This window comes from Halorubrum sp. SP9 (assembly GCF_005435015.1).
GTDB classification, from domain to species: domain Archaea; phylum Halobacteriota; class Halobacteria; order Halobacteriales; family Haloferacaceae; genus Halorubrum; species Halorubrum sodomense.
Genome location: NZ_SGXU01000529.1, coordinates 1 through 336, shown reverse-complemented (window position 1 = coordinate 336; position 336 = coordinate 1). Strand labels below are relative to the sequence as shown.

The 336-nt window shown below is 62.2% G+C and carries 1 protein-coding gene; it reads left to right on the top strand.

Annotated features, from left to right (window positions below; all coding sequences use genetic code 11):
* Window positions 1-186, top strand: a 186-nt coding sequence (locus EXE45_RS20130) for a hypothetical protein (protein WP_158294349.1), incomplete at its 5' end; no start/stop codon positions are given.
* Window positions 187-336 lie beyond the last annotated feature (150 nt).

The following is a 336-nucleotide window of genomic DNA, read 5'->3' as shown; positions in this document are numbered from 1 at the left end:
AAATGGGTCTTATCGGTCGAGGCGTCGGAGATATTGTCGTACCAGCGTGACGAATCTGGTAATCTCGTCGCCGTTCGTGCGGAGATTCCGAAGGGAATCGTGAAGTTCCAGCAGTCGGCGCGGAAGTCGGACGCCCACTCGCAGATGGTGTCGTACGGCCCGAACGACTTCGGGGGTGACGAATGAGCCGTCTGAAGACGCTCGGCTGGTACGGCGGCGCAGGTGTTGCGGGAGCAGGGATGGGTACCATCGGTTCGTGGTGGTCGCGTCGAGCTGCTGAAGCCGCCGTCGAGGTCCGCCCCTCACTCGCAAACGTCGGGTGGTGGGATGCGTTTC